At 26.9% G+C, this 18,997-nt stretch carries 19 protein-coding genes; 10 read left to right on the forward strand and 9 right to left on the reverse strand.

The genetic code is table 11. The annotated features are described in order from the left end of the window. From Q0K19_RS05715 to Q0K19_RS05725, 3 genes are all read right to left on the reverse strand, one after another. Positions 1 to 351 carry a PepSY-like domain-containing protein gene (locus Q0K19_RS05715; protein WP_297246206.1) on the reverse strand — a complete coding sequence of 117 codons (351 nt, stop codon included), beginning with the start codon at positions 349 to 351 and terminating at the stop codon, positions 1 to 3. A gap of 255 nt (positions 352 to 606) precedes the next feature. After that, positions 607 to 3,111: a DNA gyrase subunit A gene (gyrA, locus tag Q0K19_RS05720; RefSeq protein WP_297246207.1), complete on the reverse strand. Its 2,505-nt coding sequence runs from the start codon at positions 3,109 to 3,111 to the stop codon at positions 607 to 609. Positions 3,112 to 3,307: 196 nt separating this feature from the next. Next, on the reverse strand, positions 3,308 to 3,733 hold the full coding sequence (locus Q0K19_RS05725) for a response regulator (RefSeq protein WP_297246209.1): 426 nt from the start codon (positions 3,731 to 3,733) through the stop codon (positions 3,308 to 3,310). A 122-nt stretch (positions 3,734 to 3,855) separates the two neighbouring features. Between Q0K19_RS05725 and Q0K19_RS05730 the strand changes: the two genes are divergently transcribed. From Q0K19_RS05730 to Q0K19_RS05745, 4 genes are all read left to right on the forward strand, one after another. Next, entirely contained in the window at positions 3,856 to 5,583 is a 1,728-nt protein-coding gene (locus Q0K19_RS05730) for a 6-hydroxymethylpterin diphosphokinase MptE-like protein (protein WP_297246211.1), read from the forward strand. A gap of 29 nt (positions 5,584 to 5,612) precedes the next feature. Continuing rightward, positions 5,613 to 6,266 (forward strand): RluA family pseudouridine synthase, encoded by a 654-nt coding sequence (locus tag Q0K19_RS05735; protein ID WP_297246213.1) that lies wholly within the window; start codon positions 5,613 to 5,615, stop codon positions 6,264 to 6,266. 113 nt (positions 6,267 to 6,379) lie between these two features. Continuing rightward, positions 6,380 to 6,877 carry a thiol peroxidase gene (gene tpx / locus Q0K19_RS05740; RefSeq protein WP_048594926.1) on the forward strand — a complete coding sequence of 166 codons (498 nt, stop codon included), beginning with the start codon at positions 6,380 to 6,382 and terminating at the stop codon, positions 6,875 to 6,877. Positions 6,878 to 6,983: 106 nt separating this feature from the next. Further along, positions 6,984 to 7,469, forward strand: a complete 486-nt coding sequence (locus Q0K19_RS05745) for a glutathione peroxidase (RefSeq protein ID WP_083818252.1) — start codon at positions 6,984 to 6,986, stop codon at positions 7,467 to 7,469. Between the two features lie 232 nt (positions 7,470 to 7,701). Here Q0K19_RS05745 and Q0K19_RS05750 read toward each other — a convergent pair whose 3' ends face one another. From Q0K19_RS05750 to Q0K19_RS05760, 3 genes are all read right to left on the reverse strand, one after another. Next, positions 7,702 to 8,568 carry an Rpn family recombination-promoting nuclease/putative transposase gene (locus Q0K19_RS05750; protein WP_297246216.1) on the reverse strand — a complete coding sequence of 289 codons (867 nt, stop codon included), beginning with the start codon at positions 8,566 to 8,568 and terminating at the stop codon, positions 7,702 to 7,704. A 69-nt stretch (positions 8,569 to 8,637) separates the two neighbouring features. Further along, positions 8,638 to 9,144, reverse strand: a complete 507-nt coding sequence (locus tag Q0K19_RS05755; protein WP_297246218.1) for a hypothetical protein — start codon at positions 9,142 to 9,144, stop codon at positions 8,638 to 8,640. A 62-nt stretch (positions 9,145 to 9,206) separates the two neighbouring features. Beyond that, positions 9,207 to 9,728: a hypothetical protein gene (locus tag Q0K19_RS05760; protein ID WP_297246219.1), complete on the reverse strand. Its 522-nt coding sequence runs from the start codon at positions 9,726 to 9,728 to the stop codon at positions 9,207 to 9,209. 113 nt (positions 9,729 to 9,841) lie between these two features. On the opposite strand from Q0K19_RS05760, the gene Q0K19_RS05765 reads away from it, so the two are divergent. The 4 genes from Q0K19_RS05765 to Q0K19_RS05780 all read left to right on the forward strand — a co-directional run bounded on the left by Q0K19_RS05765 (position 9,842) and on the right by Q0K19_RS05780 (position 12,800). Beyond that, the gene (locus Q0K19_RS05765) at positions 9,842 to 10,579 is read left to right on the forward strand and encodes a copper homeostasis protein CutC (protein WP_297246220.1); all 738 of its coding nucleotides are present in this window, start codon (positions 9,842 to 9,844) and stop codon (positions 10,577 to 10,579) included. Positions 10,580 to 10,599: 20 nt separating this feature from the next. Then, on the forward strand, positions 10,600 to 11,688 hold the full coding sequence (locus tag Q0K19_RS05770; RefSeq protein WP_297246222.1) for a patatin-like phospholipase family protein: 1,089 nt from the start codon (positions 10,600 to 10,602) through the stop codon (positions 11,686 to 11,688). A gap of 76 nt (positions 11,689 to 11,764) precedes the next feature. Further along, the gene (locus tag Q0K19_RS05775; RefSeq protein WP_297246224.1) at positions 11,765 to 12,478 is read left to right on the forward strand and encodes an AzlC family ABC transporter permease; all 714 of its coding nucleotides are present in this window, start codon (positions 11,765 to 11,767) and stop codon (positions 12,476 to 12,478) included. Further along, the gene (locus Q0K19_RS05780; RefSeq protein WP_297246226.1) at positions 12,471 to 12,800 is read left to right on the forward strand and encodes a branched-chain amino acid transporter permease; all 330 of its coding nucleotides are present in this window, start codon (positions 12,471 to 12,473) and stop codon (positions 12,798 to 12,800) included. Before Q0K19_RS05775 ends, Q0K19_RS05780 begins: the two co-directional genes overlap by 8 nt. Before the next feature lie 5 nt (positions 12,801 to 12,805). On the opposite strand, the gene lepB is transcribed toward Q0K19_RS05780, so the two are convergent. Genes lepB through Q0K19_RS05795 form a run of 3 tightly spaced genes read right to left on the reverse strand, consistent with a single transcriptional unit; the run spans position 12,806 to position 14,969 of the window. Then, on the reverse strand, positions 12,806 to 13,336 hold the full coding sequence (gene lepB, locus Q0K19_RS05785; protein WP_297246229.1) for a signal peptidase I: 531 nt from the start codon (positions 13,334 to 13,336) through the stop codon (positions 12,806 to 12,808). A gap of 36 nt (positions 13,337 to 13,372) precedes the next feature. Beyond that, positions 13,373 to 13,939: an NUDIX domain-containing protein gene (locus Q0K19_RS05790; RefSeq protein WP_297246231.1), complete on the reverse strand. Its 567-nt coding sequence runs from the start codon at positions 13,937 to 13,939 to the stop codon at positions 13,373 to 13,375. Beyond that, complete coding sequence (locus Q0K19_RS05795; RefSeq protein ID WP_297246233.1) at positions 13,923 to 14,969, reverse strand: hypothetical protein; 1,047 nt, start codon at positions 14,967 to 14,969, stop codon at positions 13,923 to 13,925. Before Q0K19_RS05795 ends, Q0K19_RS05790 begins: the two co-directional genes overlap by 17 nt. Before the next feature lie 240 nt (positions 14,970 to 15,209). Here Q0K19_RS05795 and dnaG point away from each other — a divergent pair, with 240 nt between their 5' ends. Both dnaG and rpoD read left to right on the forward strand, forming a co-directional pair. Further along, positions 15,210 to 17,012 (forward strand): DNA primase, encoded by a 1,803-nt coding sequence (dnaG, locus tag Q0K19_RS05800; RefSeq protein WP_297246262.1) that lies wholly within the window; start codon positions 15,210 to 15,212, stop codon positions 17,010 to 17,012. Beyond that, complete coding sequence (gene rpoD, locus Q0K19_RS05805) at positions 17,009 to 18,772, forward strand: RNA polymerase sigma factor RpoD (protein WP_297246235.1); 1,764 nt, start codon at positions 17,009 to 17,011, stop codon at positions 18,770 to 18,772. The genes dnaG and rpoD overlap by 4 nt, the downstream gene beginning before the upstream one ends. The last annotated feature ends 225 nt before the right edge of the window (positions 18,773 to 18,997 follow it).

The raw sequence follows: 18,997 nt of genomic DNA on the forward strand, positions 1-18,997 counted from the left end.
TTAATTGCTGTATATATGCATTTCTAAATAATGATCTAATATTACCCTATACGAATTGATGATTCTTCTTATCTCATTAATATCTAAATTTTCGTATTTATATTTTGTTTCAAATCTTTTTAATTTACTTATTTTGTTTTGAACTACATCAGGTATAACAGCTTCCGGAAGTCTTTTTTGGCTATTAATAGAAATCCAGTTGCCGTCTTCATCAAATGTGATAAATACTTCATTATCGAGTTCTACTTTGAAGATATTTTCGCTTTTTTCAATTTCTACTATTTGTGCTTTAAGAAATTTACTCTTTATAAATATTTCAGCTTCATAAGGAAGTTTTGATATAGTATCCATAATTTAACCCCAAAAAACAACATATTAATATTATCTATATTTTTATATATTTAATAAGTAATTTTTTTCTTTAATAGAAAAAATTGTAATTAATTAAAATTAAAGAAATAAAATAGCTTTCATTTCAAATATTTCTGAATACGTATTCCCTTATATTATTAATATAACAAAAATTTAGAAAATTACAAACTTTTAAAAAAATTAAGCCTATATAAAAATATATAGGCTTAAAATATATGTTAATAAAACTATTTATTATTTCTTTTCTTCATTATCAGCAGGTACAACAGCTAAATCACTAACCCTAGCACCATCAGAAATATTAACGATTTTTACACCCTTAGCATTTCTTCCAAGTTCTGGTATAGAATCAGCTTTGATTTTTATTGTCATGTCATCAGTAGTAACAACCATTATCTCATCTTTATCTCCTACAGTTTTTACGCTGACAACATTTCCTGTTTTATTATCCGGCTTGATATAAATCTGTCCTTTGCCGCCTCTTCCTTTAACATTGAATTGTTTTGAAGAAAGTCTTTTTCCTATTCCGTTTTCTGTAATAACTATTAATGATTCGCCTTTATGTATAGCATTTCCTGATACACAAACATCATCATCATCTAAAGATATTCCTTTAACTCCGGCAGCAGCTCTTCCCATTTTTCTGATTTTCTCTTCAGTAATTCTTAAAGCAAGTCCTGCAGCAGTAGTCATAATGAAATCATCTCCAGTCTGTACAGCTGAAACTGCAACTAATTCATCATTATTTTCTAATGTTAAAGCAAGTATTCCTCTCTTTTTAGCATTTTCAAGATGTTTTAATTCCATTTTCTTTATAGTACCCATTTTAGTAACCATAATTATAGATTGTTTAGGATCAAATTCGGATACTGTAAAGTAGCTTGTAATCTTTTCTTCAGGAGCTAAGTTAAGTATAAATTTAATACTTTTACCCTGAGATATCTTAGTTAAAGCAGGAATTTCATGCACTTTCATCCAGAAAGCTTTACCTCTGTCTGTAAATATGAATAAATAGTCTTTAGTAGAAGCAACGAATAAATGTTCTATATAATGCTCGCCTTGAGATTTTCCTCCTTGAACACCTACGCCGCCTCTGCCTTGAGTACGATAGCTTGAAGCAGGTACTCTTTTAATGAATCCTTGAGTAGTTATAGATACTGCCACATCTTCATCATGTATCAAATCTTCTTCATCTATTTCAGTATCATTTGTTTTTCCGATTATTTCACTTCTTCTGTCATCGCCGTATTTTTCAGATATATTTTTAAGTTCATCTTTAATAACAGCTAGTATTTTTTCTGGGTGAGCAAGCAAATCTTCACAATAAGCTATAAATTCTCTTAATTGCTGTAATTCCTGTTCTATTTTTAATTTTTCTAAAGCAGTTAAGCGTTTGAGAGGCATATCAAGTATAGCCTGAGCCTGTTTTTCAGAAAGTTTAAATCTATTCATAAGAGTATTTCTAGCAGCATCAGTATTTTCGCTTTCTCTTATTATTCTTATAACTTCTTCTATATTAGCCTGTGCTATCAATAAGCCTTCTAATATATGAGCCTTAGCTTTAGCCTGCTCCAAATCATATTCTGTTCTTTTTGTTATTACTTCAACTCTATGATCAACGAAATATTTGATAAGCTCTTTTAAATTTAATACTTTAGGCTCTCCATTAACCAAAGCAAGGTTTATTATACCGAAAGTTGTTTCTAAATCGGTATGCTTCCATAATTGGTTAAGAACTATCTGTGTAGCAACACCTTTTTTAAGCTCTATTATAAGACGAATACCTGCTCTGTTGCTTGATTCATCTCTTATATCTGCTACGCCTTCAATTTTGCCTTGTTTAACTAATTCGGCTATTTTTTCATGCAAAGTAGTTTTTACAACACCGTAAGGAAGTTCTTTTACTACTATAGCTTCTCTATCTCTCTTAGTTTCTTCTATTTCGAGTTTGGCTCTTAATTTAATTCTGCCTTTTCCTGTAGTATAAGCCTCTTTTATTCCTTCTTTACCGTATATAATTCCAGCAGTAGGGAAGTCAGGGCCTTGTATATAACGCATCAAGTCCTTAATTTCAGCATCCTGATGATCTATATAATAAACTATAGCATTTACAACCTCTTTCAAGTTATGAGGAGGCATATTAGTAGCCATACCGATAGCAATACCCATACTTCCATTAACTAAAAGCTGAGGCACTGTTGCAGGAAGCACAGAAGGTTCAGTTCTGGAATCATCGAAGTTCGGTACGAATTTTACAGTTTTTTTATCTATATCATTAAGCATCTCTTCAGCAAAACGCGTCATTCTAGCTTCAGTATAACGCATTGCTGCAGGCGGGTCATCATCTATAGAACCGAAGTTTCCCTGTCCGTCTACAAGTAAATAACGCATAGAGAAATCCTGTGCCATTCTTACCATAGTACCATAAACAGCAGAGTCTCCATGTGGGTGATAACGTGCTAAAACTTCTCCTACTGTAGCCGCCGATTTCTTATAAGGCTTATCATGAGTAAGATTAGCATCATACATTGCATATAGTATTCTTCTATGAACAGGTTTTAAACCGTCTCTAACATCAGGTAATGCCCTAGATACGATAACGCTCATAGCATAAGTTAGATAAGATTCTCTTAATTCATTTTCTATTGAAATATGATCTACTCTTTTCAAGATATCTTTTGTCAGTGTGGAATATTGTCTTTCTTCCGAATTATCTTCTTTATTCTTTTTTACTGCCATATATCTATATCCTTAAAAAATATTCATACAATTATAACATTTTATCTTAAAATTATCAATATATAAATTATACTATAATAAAGAAGAAAATATATAATTTACACTATACTATTGCATCAATATCTTTTTATTTCTGAAAATTGGCTTTCAGTTCTTAATTATATAAAAAATAAATTATAGATTTAATAGAATAATTCTATCTTAAATAATCTTCTCTTCCTATTACCTTAGCTAAATTATACATTACAGTTTGACGCTGAACCGGCTTTACAACATATCCGTCTACTTTTAATTTCAAGAACTCCATCAATACTCCTTTATTGGCATAAGAAGTAACAACTATTATCTTGGCGTCTATATTTAATGCTCTTATTCTTTTCAACAAATCAATTCCGTTCATCTGCGGCATTTCAAAATCCATCATTATTATATCCGGCTTATCTACTGCTTCTCTAAGTTTTGTTAAAGCATCCATAGCACCGTCAGCTTCCAATATTACCTCAAAGTTTTCTGATAACAATATCTTTCTTTCAGCTATTCTTATAGTACTAGAATCATCTATAACCATTACTTTATATGGTTTTCCTGTTTTAGTATTATATCCTAATGGTGAAGTTGACATAAAAATACCTCATAAATGTTATACCACTATAATTTATAATAATTATCAATATTGTCAATTATTTTTTATTATATATTTTGCTATATATTTGATTTTTATATTTTTTTTGTTATTATAATTAGATGAATATATCTGTAAAACTGCATAATTTATTAAAAGAAGAACAGAGCGAACTAGACGCTTCATACAAAATAGAAAAAAATAAAGATAATATTATAATAATCTCTAAAAATGGAAGAGCTTTACATAGTAAATATAATATAAACAATGAATGCAAAAGAGCATTAGAAAATATAAATAAAAATAAAAACCTTCTCATAATATACGGATATGGATTAGGATATACTTTAAAATATCTTCTTGAAAATATTGATGAATATTTTAATAAAGAAATCATAAAAACTCTAAAAATAATAGTTGTTATAGAGGATGCTGCGGTTTTTAAATATTCGTATTACAATATATATAACACTGATAATAATAATATATTTTTTATATATAAAGATGATAGTATTAGTTATGTGAACAATATCATTGATTATAAAAGTATCAACGGTATTAATTTAGTTCTTCTTCCATCGCTTACCAAAGAAGAAAAGGATAATGCAAATATATTTTATACTCAGATATTAAATATAATGGAGAAAGAAATATCTAATATATTTACTAATATGTATTTTGAAAATATATGGACTAAAAATATAATATTTAATAGTGAGTACATAAATAAATCATCAGATATAATTCATTTTAAAAATGCATTTAAAGGATTCAAGGCATTACTTATATGCCCTGGTCCTACATTAAAGCATAGCATAGAATATATAAAAAAAGAAAGAGAGAATTTTTTTATTATATGTGTGGATACTAGTTACAGTGTATTATGTAAACATGGTATAATTCCTGATTTTATAATTACTGTAGACGGAGGATTTTTTAATTCTTTGGACTTTGTTTATGAGAATAGAGCATTTCCGTATTTAGTTATGGATATAGCAGCAAATAAAATAATACCTAGAAATATAAATGCTGATATTATAAGATTTACTTCTTCTGAAAATTTAGGAATAATAAAATATATTCAAAAATTCACTGAATTATCATGCCTTACAACTTCAAGCACAGTAGCAACTGCTATGATAGATTTTGCTAATTATATTGGTTTAGATGAAGTATTATTGATAGGTTTTGATAATAGCTATCCTTTTTATGAAAGACATATTAAGCATGCACTTTCTTATGAATATATGGTGAATAAAACTAATAAATTAAAAACTTATGAATCATACTATTTCAATGCTATAAAAAATAATACTAATATAGATAATTATCCTCCTACAGAATTTGTATTTGAAAGTCAGATGGAATATTTTAATCAATTCAGAGATAGATATTCAAATATGAAGATAAAGAGAATTACTAAAGAAGCTGTAAAGATAGATTCTATAGAAGAGGGAAGTATTGAAAATTTTTCTGTTGTTAATATAAGAGAGAAGGCATTGAATATTGCTAATAGTATATATAAAAAAGATAATGATGCTGATATAAAAAAAGCATATATAGAATTAAAAAATATATTAGAAGAGTTTAGAAATATTTTATCAAAAACATATAATAATATAAATAATAATTTGAATAATATAGATGAATTATATAATGAAACTATGAATCTTGTAAAAGAATATCAAAAAAAAGCAAGCATACTTCAAACTATTCTTTCTACAACTATACTTATGTGCGAAAGGGGAGAAAGAGAAACCAGAGAAAAGTTAATATTTCTTATAGCTGAAAGTTTGAGGAATGTGAATTACTTTTTTACTAGAATATCTTTGATTATAGAAAGATTATGAAATTATAAAAATTATAAAGTGAATATGAAATGAAAATTATTTATGAAGATGATTATTTTATTGCTATTGATAAAGAAGCTGGAATTGAAGTTGATAATAATTTAATAGATATAATAAAAAAAGAATATACTCATATTGATAATTTATATTTAGTTCATAGAATAGATAAATTTACTTCAGGAATAGTAATACTTGCAAGAGATGAAGCAACTAAAAAATATTTTGAAGAATCTTTTAAAGATAAAACAATTAATAAAGTGTATCATGCTATAGTTCAGGGAAAAGTAGAAAAGGAAAAAGGTACAATAGATATATCTATAGGCATTGACAAAAAAAATCCTAATAGAAGAATTCCATTATCAGTAAAAGAAGGCGGAGAATCAGCAATAACTCATTACAAAGTTTTAAAAAGATTGAATGAACATACTTTGCTTGAATTAAAACCTTTGACAGGAAGAACTCATCAAATAAGGGTACATCTTTCATATATTGGACATCCTATAATAGGCGATAAAATATACTCAAAAAATGCTGGTATTTACAAAATGAAAGGTTTTGCTTTAATTGCCAAAGAGATTCATTTTGTTCATCCTTTCACAAAAAAAGATGTTGATATAGATATAAAATATAATAAGGAGTTTTTAATAAGATTAAAATTGCTGGAATCTAGAAAAAGAATATAATTGTAATATTTTTTTATTGACTTTTTTTTTAATAATTATATATTTTCTTTAAATAATTAAATTAATAATTATTTTCATTTTTAATAAAAATAATTGTTTAAGGAGTTAAAAATATGACAGTTACATTTCAAGGTGCAACACAAAATTTAGAAGGTGCTCAATTAACAGTTGGAGCTAAAGCTTTAGATTTCACAGTATTAAAAACAGATTTAAGCCCATGGTCTTTAAAAGATGCTGGTGATACAGTAAAAATCATTTCTTCTGTACCATCTTTGGATACACCTGTATGCGATATACAAACTAAAAGATTCAATAAAGAAGCTGCTTCTCTTAAAGGAGTAACAGTTGTAACAGTATCAGTTGACTTACCATTTGCTCAAGCTAGATGGTGTGCTGCTGCTAATGCTGCTTCTCATATCGTAGCTTCTGACTACAATCAAAAAGATTTCGGAAGAAAATTCGGTACTTTATTAAAAGAATTACAACTTCTTACTCGTGCTGTATTTGTATTAGACAAAGACAATGTTGTTAAATATGTTCAGTACGTTCCAGAAATCACTAATGAACCAGATTATGATGCTGCTTTAAATGCTGCTAAAGCTCTTTTATAATTTTTGATTGAATTATAATTGAAATATATAAGGCATGGTAATTAATATTTAATTAATGTACTATGCCTTTTTATTTTAGTAAAATATTATATAAGCGGAGGATAAGATGAGTATATATGACTACACAGTTAAAGATGCTGAAGGTAAAGATGTAAAATTAAAAAAGTATGAGGGAAAGGTATTACTTATAATTAATACCGCCACTAAATGAGGATTTACGAAACAATATTCTGCGTTGCAGGATTTATACAAAAAATACAAAAAGGATGGTTTTGAAATATTAGACTTTCCTTGTAATCAATTCGGCGGACAGGCTAAAGAACCTATTGAAGAAATTGCTGAGTTTAGAAAGGAGAAATACGGTATTACTTTCAAGCTATTTGACAAAGTTAAAGTTAATAGTAAGAATGCTGATCCTTTATTTACTTATTTAAGAACTGAAAAGCCTACTGAAGAAGGCGTTGATAAAATAAGATGGAATTTCGGTAAGTTTTTAATAGATAGGCAAGGAAATATAGTTGGACGCTATGATCCTAGAGTAAAGCCTGAAGAACTTGATGAGATAGTAGCCGAATTATTAAAAAAAGAATAAAAAATTAAGAGCTTTTATATATTGTTATATAGAAGCTCTTTTTATTTTAAAAATAAATTCAAATCTATATCTATTATAATTTTTTTATTTCTTTAATTTATTCATAAAAAAATTATTCGCTTAAAATATATAACAAATAAATTTGTTATATGCTCATAATTTTTTTATTTCTTTATTTATACATAAAAAACTTGCTCGCTATTAATATCTAGTAAATAAATTTACTAGATGCTCACAAGTTTTTTATTTCTTCTATACTTAATCCTGTGTTTTCACTTATGATTTTTATATCTATGCCTGCATTTTTTAAACTTCTAGCTATAGATATTTGCTGTTCCTTCTTACCTTGTTCTATACCTTTCTTAATTCCTTCTTCAATACCTAATCTTCTCTCCTCATCAAGCATTATTTGATTACCATACAAATAAGCTTGTCTTTTATCATATTCATTCATCATTAGTCTGTCTTTTATAAAGTTATTATATCTTTTTTGCACTTCTTCCATTATAGGTTTTTCTTTTACTAATTCTGACATAACAACCTCCTTATTATCTTTTTCTTTCATTGTGAAAAATTTAAGCCAGCAGTTTAAATCTGGCTGTAATAAATTATATTTGAATTTTTTGAGTTCAATTATATGAATTTGTAAATGATCTGTTAACAGTCTTTTGCTGTTAGTATCATAAATCATATAACATGAATGTATAGAATCATTATCATCTAAATTAAAATTAAGTAAGTTGATACTAATTACTGGAGTTAAAGCATCATATTTTTCTCCATGCTTTAATAGCTTACTATAATTAGCTGACCAATAATAAAGTATGCGTTCTGGAAATCTAGAATTACCTTGCAACTGTATTTCTATAATTACAACAGTCCCATTTTGAGTTATACACTTTACATCTGCTATTGTTTCTTTATCTTGATAATTTTCTTTATAGTTAAAAGGTGTAAGTATTTCTACGGATCTAAAAGTTTTCATATTAGAGTCGAGCATTATTGAATTGATAAAATCAAGCAGTATTAAATTACTGTCAGGTGATGAGAATAAATATCTCACAAAATAATCATTTAAAACATTAATATCTCTACTCATAATATCATTATACAAAAAATAACTATAAAAGTAAAGTTTTGATTATTTATTATTAAAGCGGCAAAATAATCAATAAATATTCTTTTTTAAATAAGGCTTTAATTTTTCAATAGATATTTCAAAATCATCAAGTGCTCTAACAACATGAGGAAGTTCAAACCTTATATGCAAACTAATTCCGTCATAATATCTGTTAATTGCAACATTTCTTGACATTAAAGTTTCAGCATAATAACTATCAGATTTATTTATTACATCAATAGTAAAATCATCTTCTCCAATTTCTTTATAATATTTATCAATTTCGCTTTGCAAAGTTTTTCTAAATTTATCGCTGTCATTTACGAAATCTGATAAAGTTAATACTTTTATTTCTAATTTATTAATATCTAATGTAAAATGTGATATTGCAGTATCAGGATATGCACCTCCATAATAGTATTCTGTACTGCTTGTCAAACATAAAATATTATCATTAAAAAATTTGTTATAAAAATTATAAAAATTAACTTCGTGAAAAATTTCTTCTTCATTAAAATTTACTTTAGCAATATCATCATTAATCTTTTTAATCATCTCATTGGTATTGTTTATTTTATTTATGATTTCACCTTTATATATAGATGATTTTAAATTTTCTATATAAAGTGCGATAAACCATAAGTATTATCTTTATATTCTTTAGAAACAGATATATCATAAACAGTATGTATTTTATCCCCTAAAGGTTTTACAGTATCTATATTACAGCTTAATTTTTTATTATTATTTTTCCATCTTCCTTTTAAATCAATATTCTTTTTGCCGTTTACTAAATTAATAATATTATTGAACTGACTATTATTTATTTTAAAGCTGAATTCTTCTTTTTTATTAGAATTATCATAATCAAAGGCAGTCAATTTAATACTATTTTTATCCATTTCTCCGTTTATAGGTATTGGAGTATTAACATTATTGTATTTATAATATCCGTCTATATTAGACTTTTTATTTTCTGTAATACTATCAGGATTTTCAATATGTATATTTATTGTAATAGGGTATTTATCAATTCTTCCTTCAAGAGTAAAAAATAAATGCTTTGTTATATTGGTATTGTCAGCAAAAGCAGATATGTAAATTATATTGAGCAGTAACATTATAAATAATTTTTTCATAAACCTAATCCTTATTATAAAATAGATGCAGATGGATTATATAATATATTTTGACAATTGGCAATTTTCTAGTATAATTGATGTGTTTTAATTAATTTATAAAAGGCATTATTATGAATACAAAAATAGAAATATGTGTTGATTCTGTTCAGTCCTGCATAAGTGCTGAAAAAGGAGGAGCTGACAGACTTGAGCTTTGCGGAAATATGTTTGAAGGAGGCACTACTCCTAGTTACGGTGTTTTAGAATTGGCAAGAGAAAAGGTAAATGCTGCAATATATGCAATGGTTCGTCCTAGAGGCGGAGATTTCTGCTATGATGATATTGAGTTTGAAATAATGAAAAAAGAAATAAAACTCATGAAAGAATTAAAAATTGACGGAATAGTATTCGGCATACTTACAAAAGAGGGCAGAGTTGATAAAGAGAGATGCTCTGAATTATTAGATTTATGGGGAAGCAGTAAAGCTACTTTTCATAGGGCAATAGATGTAAGTTCTGATTTAAATAAAGCATGTGAAGACATAATATCATTAGGTTTTGAAAGAATACTAACTTCAGGCGGTGAGGCTAATGTTATGAGCGGCATAATAAAATTAAAAGAATTGGTTGAAAAATATAATGATAAAATAATAATAATGCCTGGAAGCGGAATAAATGAAAGAAATATTGAATATATAAAAGACACTGTAAAAGCTAATGAATATCATATGACAGCAAACAAAACAGTTAATAGTTTAATGGAATACAGAAATGAAAATGTATTTATGGGGGCAGCTTTAAGACCTCCGGAGTTCAGCGTTAAATATACCGATGAAAATAAAGTTAAGAATATAAAATCTAAAATATAATAATTGTAGGGTAATTTTTTATGTCTTTGAATGATAAAAAGATAGGTATTGCCTTATCAGGAGGCGGAATAAGAGCAGCAATATTTCATTTTGGTGTATTAAAATGGCTTGCAGAAGAAAATGCTTTGGAAAATATAGAACATATATCAACTGTATCAGGTGCTAGTATATGTATTGCTTTATTATATTCTTTTAATAATAATAAATTTCCAAGCAGTAAGGAATATAATTTGGTGTTAGAAAAAATTAAAGAAGTTGTTTTAAAAAATGATATACAAAAAAAACTTATATCCAATGCATTATCAAGCCAGATTCATAATTTTTTTAATAAGCCTAAAATTTTATCAGATATAATGAAAAAATATTGGAATATAACAGGAAAATTTTCAGATTTGGATAAAATACCTAGATGGTCTATAAATGCAACTACAATAGAAACAGGAAAAAGATTTTCTTTCTCTCAAAAACATATAGGCGATTATAAATTAGGCTATATAAAAGATTTAAATTATGATATATCTATGGCTGTTGCTATGTCTGCTGCTTTTCCTATTTTAATAGGAAGTCAATATTTTAAAATAAAATGTAAGGAATGGGTAGATCATGAGGATAGACCAATAAAAAATATTCCAAAATCTATACATTTATGGGACGGAGGAATTTATGATAATTTGGGGTTGGAAGCCATATACAAAATGGATAAAGGCGGATATTGTAAAGATGATTTGAATTTTTTAATAACGGCTAATGCTGCTCTTAGTTTTAATTTTAATTATAGAGTAAATAAATTTGGATTGAAGAGAATGCTTGATATAGCTATGAGTCAAGTTCATTTTTTAAGGGTGAGAAGTTATATAGATTTTATTAATAGAAATAAAAATGGATTATATCTAAATATAGGCAATCATGCTTCAAAAATATTGAGGAATTCAAAAATTGATAAAGCAGTAAAAGAAAAAATAATCAATTCCTGTGATACAAAAGAAAATTGCATAAAAGTAAAAAATTACAAAACAACTCTATTCAGTCCTAAAAGAGAAGATTTTGATATGATATTAAGACATGGATATGAAACCGCTAAATGTTATTATTATGGATATTTTATATAAAAATAAATATTTTTTGTATATTGTTATAGATGTATATAAATGATTTTTAAATTAAATATTTACTATTTGAATAATTATGAATACTAAAAAACATGATTTGATTTCAGCATTAAAATATGCATTTCCTTATACTATACCTGTTCTTGTAGGGTATATATTTTTGGGTATGGCTTATGGAGTACTTATGAAAGCTAAAGGGCTTGATACTTGGCTCGCGGTTTTTTTAAGTTTATTTGCCTATTGCGGAAGCATGCAGTATACGGCTATTAATTATTTGTTTTTAGCTCCTTTTAATCCTCTATATGCTTTCATACTAACATTGATAGTTAATTCAAGAGTAGGATTTTATGGAATATCTCTTGTATCAAAATTTCAAAATACAGGAATTATAAAGCCTTATTTAATATATACTTTAAGTGATGAAACTTTTTCAATACTATGCTCTGCCGATATACCTGAAAATATTAATAAAAATGCATTTCTTTTATTTGTGGCTTTTATAAATCATATGTATTGGAATATAGGTACCTTATTAGGCTGTTTAATAGGTTCTTTTATCACTTTCAATACTAAAGGGCTTGATTTTGTTTTAACTGCTTTATTCGTTGTGATATTTACAGAACAATGGCTTGAAAGTAAAGATCATAGAGGTGCTTTGATTGGGCTTTTATGTTCTATACCTATTTTAATATTTAAAACTAATATATTTATAATACTTGCTATGGTGTTAATTTTTATATCAATAAGTATAGTTTATAAATATAATGAAAACGGAAAAATATATGAATAATACAGAAATATTAATAACTGCTTTGATGATTGTAATTGGAACTGCTTTTCTTAGGTTTCTGCCTTTTCTCATAATAAATAAATCATTATCTGAAAATAAATATGTTCAGTTTTTAGGTAAAATATTGCCTTATTCTATGATAGCACTTCTTGTGGTATATTGTCTTAAAGATATTAATATTATAAAATTTCCTTATGCTATACCTGAATTAATATCTATAGCTGTTATAGTGGTTTTGCATATAATAAAAAGAAATGTACTTATAAGTATAGGTGCAGGTACTGTGATTTATATGTTTTTGGTGCAAGTGATATTTGTATAATAAATCTATTCTGAAATATTATTATTATGAAAAATATTATTAAATAGCTGAAATCTTTTTTTGGGACTGAATATTAGTATAACTTGTCCTTTTATGTCTTTTTCATCTATAAGCCCAAAATATCTGCTGTCCTCGCTTACCTTTATATTATCACCCAAAACAAAATACTGATTATTACCTAAAATATAAAGTCCATTATCTTCATTTGAAAATATATAATATTCATGTTCTATAAGTTTATCGTTTAGATAAAGTCCGCCGTCTTTTATTTCTACTTTATCACCCTCTGTTCCTATAACTCTTTTTACAAGATTGGTATCATTATGATTGAATACTATAACATCAAAGTTTTTAATTCTATTAAATACAAAATTCTTTTTTAAAAGAAGTATCTGATCGCCTTCAAAAAAAGTAGGCTCCATAGATTTATTAGTAACAATATAAGTATCAAAGAAAAATATTCTAATAAATCCCGCTATAAAAATGGCACTTAAAGAAGCCAATATTATTTCTAAAATTTGTTTTTTATTCACCATAATTGAAATATTTAAATATTGTTAATTAATAAAAAATTAAAAATTTTTAATATAATAAGAAAAAGCCTCTTTTGCAGATTCAAAAGCTATTCTTTCAAAATCAATATCTTCTCTTTTTATGAAAATAACTTTTGAAGCATCATCATTTGGAGCGGCATCTGGAACATAATCCAATTTTGAATAAAAGAATATGTCTGTTGTAATATACATAACGCCATCGTATATATATTCATTAGCTCCGCTCATTAAAAAGTTTATATTGTTTAATTTTATATTTGTTTCTTCAAGAATTTCCCTAACAGCGGTATCTTCAGCCCTTTCATAAGGCTCGCAAAAACCTCCAGGCATATCTATATAACCTTTTTTAGGTTCAAATTTTCTTTCAACGAATACTATCCCATTTGGAGTTTCTATAATAACCCCTACAGCGGATGCAGGATTAGTAAAATATGTTCTTTTACATTTTGAGCATTTAAAGATTTTTACATCATTAAAAATAAAAGAATCTTTTTCACCGCAATAAGGACAATATTTAAATTGATATTTAATATGTTCTTTTATTTTTAAAGCATTTATAAAATTATCATTAGTATGTTCTTGCATAATTCTTATTAATATAATATGAAGCTATATTTTTAGCTTTGCATATAAATACATCAGATTGTCCCCATATACCAAAAGGTGCTTTTTCAAAAGATACATTTTGAATATTAGTAACGTTTACGCTCTCATAATTATAGTCATTAGGATCAACATTATAAAAATCGTATATATAATAATAATCAACGTTCATATCTTTCATTTTTTCATCTATTAATGTTTCCATTTCTTCTATTGTATTTGCCACTATATAATAAGTTGATATAAAAGTTCGTTTCTGACATTTACCCAAACCCTTAACTGTAACATTCCACCATTTAGGAGCTTTTATAATGTTAGTAACATCATTTAAATTGATAGTGGTGAATCCATAAGTTGATTTAAGATTATTTATAATATCATAATAATCAAAAACATACTCATCAGCTTCAGAACATCCTTCATCTGCAACTATAGATGATAGAGAATAATGCATATGTTCATAGTCGCTTATAAAAGAAACATCATCATTTAAAAGTTTATATGAACGTAATATACGATTAATTTGCTTCATATTTTTATATGAAGTGTTGATTTCTATTTCTTTATCTAAATTTATAAAAATTTCAAACTCTGTAAGTTCATCTATAACACCAAAACCTACAAAGCCGCATTCAACCCATAACTCATTATATCTTCTAAATACTTTTCTTATTTCATTTAATGAAACATCAGGATCGCTCATAAGAACATCGAAATCTCTGTTAACATCTTCGCTGATTCTTTCTATGATCATGGTGCCATAAGATGGAAATAATTTTAATAATTTCATATACAATGAAAATATTTTTTCTGCTGAAACGGATATTTTATATGAATATACATCTCCGTTATCAGTATTTTTTAATTCTATTTTTGTACCCTCTATTGGGTATACATATTCGCTAGGTACTATACCTAATGGAATATTAAATTTATCTATTATAATCCTTCTTGATTTTATGTTATTTAAGATCCTTCTTCTTCTCTGACTTTTTTCAAAATAACTAAACACAATAAGTCTCCGCAAAACATGTTCACACTATAATAATAAAAAACAGAATTTTGTCAAGTAATAAATATGTAAAATAAATTGATTTTGACTAATATTATTTTGATTAAAAAATATTAAAAATACTTGACTTTTTTTAAAATATTTTTATATTTATGGATATTTATTTATGGGGATAATTGTAATTTTTAATATTTTAATATCCGATTAATATACGGATATTAAAGTTTGAGCTTATTTATTGTGGATAATTTATTTATTGAAAAATTAAATAATCTATTGTCTAGAGTATCTCTTGTTGATATATTAAGAGATAGATATAAAGTAATACATAGAGGCGGAAGTCAATACACCGTTCAATGCCCTTTTCATAAAGACGGACAGGAAACAAATCCTTCTATGTCTGTTGATGATTCAAAGGGTATTTATAAATGCTTTACTTGCGGTGCTAAAGGAAATGTTATTACATATCTTAAGGAAAAAGAGAATAAATCATTTAAAGAGGCTGTACAATATTTAGGAAATAGGTTTTCGGTTGATGTCAGCGGATTTTTTTCTGCAAAAACTACTCAAAAAGATAAAATATATCTAGAAAGCAGAAGAATTAACAGAATAGCATGCAACTTTTTTGGAAAAACCCTGTTTTTAAAAGATAAAAATGGAGATTATTTCTATAAAGATGCTGAAAAATACTTGAAATCAAGAAAAATACCATTCAGAATTATAAAAGAATTTAGAATAGGTTATGCTCCGCCTAGTTGGAATGCTTTAATGAATGCATTAACAGAGAATAAAATTACAGTAAATAATATGAATATATTAGGTTTAGTAAGCGTAAGCAAGAATAATCCTAATCATTATTATGATACATTTGTTAATAGAATAATGTTCCCTATAATAAATGAACGTGAAGAGATAGTAGGTTTTGGAGGCAGAAGTATAGATGGTAAGGAGCCTAAGTATCTAAATTCTAAAGAAAGCCTCATATTTAAAAAGAAATCTTCATTATATGGTATAAATATTGCTAAATCGTATATAATGAAGCAAGATGAAATAATGCTTGTTGAAGGCTATATGGATACAATAGCATGCCATAAAATGGGTATAAAGAATGTTGTAGGCACTTTAGGGACTGCAATTACAGAAGAACATGCAAGAGAAATAAAAAAATACACTAAAAATGTAGTATTAGCATTAGATAGCGATGAAGCTGGTATAAAAGCGGCAAAATCTGCTATAATTACACTCTTGAAGTTTGACTTAAAGTTGACTATACTTTCTATACAAGAAACTAAAGATTTAGATGAATTTTTTACAGTTTATGGTAGAAACCGGTTTGATATATTGTATAATAATAAACTTAATTGGTATGATTTTGTTATAGATAGTGAAATAAAAAAGGATATTTCTTCTTTATCTATAGCAGAAAAATTAAATGTTATTAATAGTTTTTATAAGTATTTAGATGCTGTGAAAAGTGAAACAGAGAAACAGATGATAATTTCATACGTAGCTTCGAAACTTAATGTTGATAGAGAAGCTTTTAACAAAGACTATTTGAACACATATAATGCAAATCAGTATGCTTCCGGTATAAAATATGATAAAAAAGTAAAAAATAATACAGATAACAAATTTTACTATGAAAATAGTTTAATATATTTGCTTGCTTTGAATCCTTCTTTGATTAAAGAGGCAGAAAGAGAAATTAGTGTTGATCTTATTAAGAAAGATATAACAAGAGAATTTTATATAAGGCTCTTAACTCTTAATAAAGAAGCAAGTGTTGAAGATGCTCTTAATATATTAGGAAATGAGCATATAGCCAATCAGATTTTAAGCAAGAAGAAACTATATAGTGAAAATATATATGAAAAACTGGAGGAGCTTATTATTAAAATTAAAAGCGGCTGCATAGACTCCGAAAAAAAAGAATTACAAAATAATATAAATTTGGATAATTTAGATAATATTTATGAGGCAGCTCGTAGAATAAGTTTACTTAATAAGCAAAAAGAAAAATTACATCAAGGAAGTGATTTATGATGACAGAAGAAGATTGCGATCTTTTGATTAAAAATAATGAAAAGATTAGAAAATTACTTGAAAAAGGGAATGCAAATAAATATCTTACATTTAAAGAGATTAACGGTGCCATTGATAATATGGATACCGATGTGATGGATATACTTTTTCAATTATTAGCTGCAAGAAAAATTGTTATCGTTGAAGACAAAAGAGAGTTTGAAAGCCTTTCTAAGAATCAAAATAAGATTGATGATGCTGCAAAATTCATACATGTTGAGGATAAGGTTGGAAACAATGATGATCCTATAAGGCTTTATCTTAAAGAAATTGGAAAGGTGAGTCTGCTTACTCATGATGATGAGGTTGATTATTCAAAAAAGATTGAATCTGGAGAATCTGAAATTGAAAATATAATCTTGAATACTCATCTTGTAGTAGGAGAAGTATTGAATACTATCAAAAATGTACAGATAGGAAAAGTTTCTATACATGAAATATTAGAACCTCCTAGGATATATAATGTTTCTACTCAGGAGAAAAGAAAATTAGAAAGAAAGTATAAAAACTTTGAAAAAGAGTATGTTGCATTAGCTGAGAAGTACTTAGCTTTAGATAAGAGAATAAAAAAGATTACTACACAAAAAACTATTAAAGCTCTTACTAAAGAACAAGAGGAAGTTAAAGAAAATATAGTAAAGCTTTTAACAAAAGTAAGATTAAACAGAATGGAAATAGACAGAATAGCTGAAAAGTTAAAGTTCTATTTGCATAGAATAAATCAGATAGAAGAGTATTTTGAAAAGCTTAAAAAAAGATACTATAAAGAAATATCAGATTTTGAGAATTATTACAAAGAGATAGAAGCAGGAAACAAGGATATATATATAAGACTTGTAGATGAATTTAATATCACTCCTGAGGCTATAGAAGCTGTTATAACTAGTTTCCATAAAGCACAGGTTCGTATGGCTGATATTTATGATGAAGTTCGCATTGATAAAGAAACTTTAGTAGAATGGGTTCGTAAAATAGACTCATCAAGAAGAAAAATAGCTCAGGCCAAGGATCATATTGTTAAGGCTAATTTAAGACTTGTTATTGCCATAGCTAAAAAGTATGTTAATAGAGGGCTTCATTTCTTCGATTTAGTTCAAGAAGGAAATATAGGGCTTATCAAGGCTGTAGATAAATTTGAATACAAAAAAGGTTATAAATTTTCTACTTATGCTACTTGGTGGATTCGTCAGGCTATTACACGTTCTATAAGCGATCAGGCTAGAACTATAAGGGTTCCTGTTCATATGATAGAGCAGATTAATAAAGTTCAAAGAGTATTAAGACAGTATATGCAGCAGCATGGAAGAGAGCCTTCTATTCAAGAGATAGCAAAGGCTTTAAGCTGGCCTGAAAGCAGGGTGAAAAGTGTAAGGAATGTTGCTAAAGACCCTGTTTCTTTGAATGCTCCTATAGGCGATGAAGAGGATACTATTTTGGGAGAACTTATCGAAGATAAAGAATTTGAAAGTCCTCAAAATATTACTACTTTCAAAATCTTAAGAAAGCAGATCGATTCTATATTAGACAGCTTGCCTGACAGAGAGCAAAAGGTTATAAGAATGCGTTTCGGTCTTGTTGATGGTTATTCTCATACTCTTGAAGAGGTTGGATATGTATTCAAGGTTACTAGAGAACGTATTCGTCAGATAGAGGCAAAGGCCATAAGAAGATTGAGAGCACAATCTAAGAAAAAAGAGTTAAAAGATTTTCTTGACTCTTAATATCAATTAAAAATCTAGAATTTACAAAGGGAGCAGTTTTCTGCTTCCTTTTTTTGTATACAAAGTCATAAATTTAAAAAAGATTGGGCGGGCATACTTTTTCTGTGTAAATATCAAATATAAATAAAATTAAAAATTCAAATTTATCTAAAAAGTATAAAGGGTGTGGTATGTAAATAATGCTCTTTTATGAAATTTGTATGAATTGTATTGTATTTATTGTAT

This window comes from uncultured Brachyspira sp. (genome assembly GCF_944393015.1).
In the GTDB taxonomy this organism is placed as follows: domain Bacteria; phylum Spirochaetota; class Brachyspiria; order Brachyspirales; family Brachyspiraceae; genus Brachyspira.

Excerpts from the sequence above, each read along its gene's own strand:
- Q0K19_RS05770 (WP_297246222.1), top strand. The coding sequence starts at position 10,600 with ATGTCTTTGAATGATAAAAAGATAGGTATTGCCTTATCAGGAGGCGGA.
- tpx (WP_048594926.1), top strand. The coding sequence starts at position 6,380 with ATGACAGTTACATTTCAAGGTGCAACACAAAATTTAGAAGGTGCTCAA.
- lepB (WP_297246229.1), bottom strand. The coding sequence starts at position 13,336 with ATGGTGAATAAAAAACAAATTTTAGAAATAATATTGGCTTCTTTAAGT.
- Q0K19_RS05725 (WP_297246209.1), bottom strand. The coding sequence starts at position 3,733 with ATGTCAACTTCACCATTAGGATATAATACTAAAACAGGAAAACCATAT.
- Q0K19_RS05765 (WP_297246220.1), top strand. The coding sequence starts at position 9,842 with ATGAATACAAAAATAGAAATATGTGTTGATTCTGTTCAGTCCTGCATA.
- Q0K19_RS05760 (WP_297246219.1), bottom strand. The coding sequence starts at position 9,728 with ATGAAAAAATTATTTATAATGTTACTGCTCAATATAATTTACATATCT.
- Q0K19_RS05715 (WP_297246206.1), bottom strand. The coding sequence starts at position 351 with ATGGATACTATATCAAAACTTCCTTATGAAGCTGAAATATTTATAAAG.
- Q0K19_RS05755 (WP_297246218.1), bottom strand. The coding sequence starts at position 9,144 with ATGATTAAAAAGATTAATGATGATATTGCTAAAGTAAATTTTAATGAA.
- Q0K19_RS05730 (WP_297246211.1), top strand. The coding sequence starts at position 3,856 with ATGAATATATCTGTAAAACTGCATAATTTATTAAAAGAAGAACAGAGC.
- Q0K19_RS05790 (WP_297246231.1), bottom strand. The coding sequence starts at position 13,939 with ATGCAAGAACATACTAATGATAATTTTATAAATGCTTTAAAAATAAAA.
- Q0K19_RS05775 (WP_297246224.1), top strand. The coding sequence starts at position 11,765 with ATGAATACTAAAAAACATGATTTGATTTCAGCATTAAAATATGCATTT.
- Q0K19_RS05750 (WP_297246216.1), bottom strand. The coding sequence starts at position 8,568 with ATGAGTAGAGATATTAATGTTTTAAATGATTATTTTGTGAGATATTTA.
- Q0K19_RS05735 (WP_297246213.1), top strand. The coding sequence starts at position 5,613 with ATGAAAATTATTTATGAAGATGATTATTTTATTGCTATTGATAAAGAA.
- Q0K19_RS05780 (WP_297246226.1), top strand. The coding sequence starts at position 12,471 with ATGAATAATACAGAAATATTAATAACTGCTTTGATGATTGTAATTGGA.
- gyrA (WP_297246207.1), bottom strand. The coding sequence starts at position 3,111 with ATGGCAGTAAAAAAGAATAAAGAAGATAATTCGGAAGAAAGACAATAT.
- rpoD (WP_297246235.1), top strand. The coding sequence starts at position 17,009 with ATGATGACAGAAGAAGATTGCGATCTTTTGATTAAAAATAATGAAAAG.